Source organism: Lentzea sp. NPDC006480, from assembly GCF_040611995.1.
Classification (GTDB): Bacteria; Actinomycetota; Actinomycetes; order Mycobacteriales; family Pseudonocardiaceae; genus Lentzea.
In genome coordinates, this window is the sequence record NZ_JBEXPJ010000311.1 from 1 (window position 1) to 3,830 (window position 3,830).

The following is a 3,830-nucleotide window of genomic DNA, read 5'->3' on the forward strand; positions in this document are numbered from 1 at the left end:
GCGCAGTTGACGGCGATGGTTGACGGGTTGATTCCGACGTTGACGCGCGTCAAGTCTGATGTTGATTCAATGTTGACTGCACTCAGTCAAGTACACATTGACGGAATCAACGTTGACTGGACGCAGCTGTATACCGGCGGTCGACGGGTTGACGTGCCGACGTATGCATTCGACCACCAGCCGTTCTGGCCGGAGAACACCGCGAAGTCGGACGTCCGGTCGGCTGGCCTCGGCGCGGTGGAGCACCCGTTGCTCGGGGCGGCCGTCGAACTCGCCGGCGGAGCGGGGTACCTGTTCACGGCGCGGCTGTCGCGGCGGTCGTGGCTGGCGGACCACACGGTGCACGGCGCGGTGCTCGTGCCGGGCGCGGCGCTCGTCGAGCTGGCGGTGCGGGCGGCGGACGAGGTCGGGCTCGATCGCGTCGAGGAGTTGACGCTCGCGGCGCCGTTGGTGCTGCCGGACAGCGGTGGCGTCCAGGTTCAGCTGATCGTGGGGGTCCCGGAAGACGACTCGGAGAACGGCCGCCGGTCGATCACCATCTACTCCCGGCCTGAGACCGCGGTCGACGAGCCGTGGACCGAGCACGCCACGGGTGTGCTCGGAACCGGGGGAGGAGCGATAGCCGAGGTCGGCGAATGGCCACCGCGCGCGGAGGCGATCGACGTCTCGGACGCCTACGAGCGGTTCGCGGAGAGCGGGTTCGAGTACGGGCCCGCGTTCCAGGGGGTGCGGGCGGCGTGGCGGGACGGCGACACGGTGTTCGCCGAGGTCGCGCTGCCCGAGGGGATGGCTGGCAGCGGGTTCGGCCTGCACCCGGCGCTGCTCGACTCGGCCCTGCACGCCGCGCTGCTCGTGGACGGCGGTGCTGGGTTGCCGTTCTCGTGGGAAGGCGTCTCGCTGCACGCGACCGGTGCGACGGCGTTGCGCGTGAAGCTGACCCGAACCGGCAGCAGTATCGCGATCGCGTTGGCCGACATGGCTGGCGCGCCGGTCGCATCGGTGGACGCGCTGGTGGTGCGGGCGGTCTCCGCGGAGCAGCTGACCACCGTGGACCGCGACTCGCTGTTCCAGCTCGACTGGGTAGAGGTCGAGGTGCCTGCCGAGGCGGCAGCGGACGTCGTGGTGGAGCACGTCGTCGCGCACGGCGAGGTCGTTGAGGCAACGCACACCCTGGTTGCACAGGCATTGGCGCGGCTGCAGGAATGGATCGCCGAGGAGCGGCCTGAGAAGCTGGTGTTCGTCACCGGCATGGGCTGCCTGGCGGGCGCGGCCGTGCGGGGTCTGGTGCGGACGGCGCAGACCGAGCATCCCGGCCGGTTCGGCATCATCGACACCGACTCCGGCGAGCTCGTGCCGCGGGCGTTGGGTGTCGACGAGCCTGAGTTGATCATCCGCGACGGCGTGGTGAAGGCCGCCCGGCTCGCGCGCGCGACGGCGGCGCAACACGAGGTCACGTGGCAGGGACCGGTGCTGATCACCGGCGGCACCGGCGGCTTGGGTGGCGTCGTCGCGAAACACCTTGTCGCGCAGGGTGTTGACGAGCTGGTGCTGGTCAGCAGGCGCGGCGAGAAGCCCGCGTGGGTAGACGAGCTGGATGCGCGGGTCACCGTCGCGAAGTGTGATGTCAGCGACCGCAAGGCCCTGCAGAAGCTGCTGAAGAAGCACCCGGTCCGGTCGATCGTGCACGCCGCGGGCGTGCTGGACGACGGCGTGATCGAGTCGCTGACCGCCGAGCGTCTGGCGGCCGTGTTGCGCCCCAAGGTCGACGCCGCCTGGAACTTGCACGAGCTGGCCGGCGAGCTGGACCGGTTCGTGCTGTTCTCGTCCGTCGCCGGCACGCTCGGCAGCGCGGGCCAGGGCAACTACGCGGCGGCCAACGCGTTCCTCGACGCCCTCGCTGCGCACCGGCCGAACACCGTGTCGCTGGCCTGGGGTGCCTGGGAAGGCGGCATGGCCGGGCATCTGTCCGAAGTGGACGTCGAACGCATGCGCCGCGCCGGCATGCCGCCGATCTCGGTGGAGCAGGGCGTGGAGCTGTTCGACACGGCCATCGCGCACGGTGGTGCCGCGCTGGCGCCGTTCCGGCTCGATCTCGCGGTGCTGCGGGCCAAGGGTGAGGTTCCCGCTGTGTTGCGCGGCCTGGTCCGCACGCGCTCGAAACGTTCCGTGGCGGGCTCCGACACGGCGGTGACGTTGGTGTCACGGCTTTCGGCGTTGTCCGAGGCCGATCGGCTGGAGGCGTTGCTCGACGTCGTTCGTGTCGAGGTGGCGGGAGTTCTCGGTCATGGCGGTGCGGGCGCGGTCGACCCGGCGCAGCAGTTCCGGGACCTCGGCTTCGACTCGCTGACGGCCGTCGAGCTGCGCAACCGGCTGACCGCGGCCACCGGCATCCGCCTGCCCGCGACGCTGATCTTCGACTACCCGACGTCCGGTGCGCTCGCGTCATACCTGCGTGACGAGCTGCTCGGTGGCGTCGCGGTGACGCCGGATCCGCCCGCGCTGGCGTCCACTTCGGACGATCCGATCGTGATCGTCGGCATGGCTTGCCGTTATCCCGGCGGTGTCACGACGCCGGAAGAGTTGTGGCAGCTCGTGGTGGACGAGGTCGACGCGGTCACCGGGTTCCCGTCCGACCGCGGCTGGGACCTCGACGGCCTTTACCACCCGGATCCCGACCACATCGGCACCTCCTACACGCGCTCGGGTGGCTTCCTGCACGACGCGGCGGAGTTCGATCCGTCGTTCTTCGGCATGTCGCCGCGGGAGGCGCTGGCGACTGACACGCAGCAGCGGTTGTTGCTGGAGACCGCGTGGGAAGCGCTGGAGCGGGCGGGGATCGACCCGACCTCGTTGCGCGGCAGTGCGACCGGCGTGTTCACCGGCTTGATGTACAACGACTACCAGTCCGTCGTCGGTGGCGGCGACATGGAAGGACATCAGGGTCAGGGCAGCGCGGGCAGTGTCGCGTCGGGCCGGGTGTCCTATGTGTTCGGTTTCGAGGGCCCGGCGGTCACCGTCGACACGGCGTGCTCGTCGTCGCTGGTCGCGATGCACTGGGCGATCCAGTCGCTGCGGTCGGGGGAGTGTTCGCTCGCTCTCGCCGGTGGTGTGACGGTGATGTCGACGCCGTCGACGTTCATCGAGTTCTCCCGGCAGCGCGGTGTTTCCGGGGACGGGCGCTCGAAGGCGTTCTCCGACTCGGCCGACGGTGTGGGCTGGGCCGAGGGCATCGGTCAGGTCGTGCTGGAACGGCAGTCGGACGCCCTGCGCAACGGCCACCGGATCCTCGCGGTCGTGCGCGGCTCCGCGGTCAACCAGGACGGCGCCTCGAACGGCCTCACCGCGCCGAACGGACCGTCGCAGCAGCGGGTGATCCGCGCGGCGCTGGCCTCGGCGGGTTTGTCGGTCTCCGATGTGGACGCGGTGGAGGCGCACGGCACCGGAACCCCGCTGGGCGACCCGATCGAGGCGCAGGCCTTGCTGGCGACCTACGGCCAGGACCGTTCGACGCCTCTGCTGCTCGGCTCGATCAAGTCGAACATCGGCCACTCGCAGGCCGCCGCCGGTGTCGCGTCCGTGATCAAGATGGTGCAGGCGCTGCACCACGGCGTGCTGCCGCGCACCCTGCACATCACCGAGCCGTCGTCGCACGTCGACTGGGAGGCGGGCGACGTCGAACTGCTGACCTCGACCCGCTCCTGGCCCGCGGTCGACCGCCCGCGCCGCGCTGGTGTCTCGTCGTTCGGCGTCTCGGGCACGAACGCGCACGTGATCTTGGAAGCGCCGGGCTCGGGGATCCCCCCGTTTTCCAGCGTACCGATCGCGGTGTC

1 protein-coding gene is annotated in these 3,830 nt (G+C 70.4%); it reads left to right on the plus strand.

Annotated elements, in window-relative coordinates; genetic code table 11:
* Positions 1-153 precede the first annotated feature (153 nt).
* The coding region (locus ABZX92_RS45355) for a type I polyketide synthase (protein WP_355572295.1) at positions 154-3,830 on the plus strand (3,677 nt) is incomplete at its 3' end.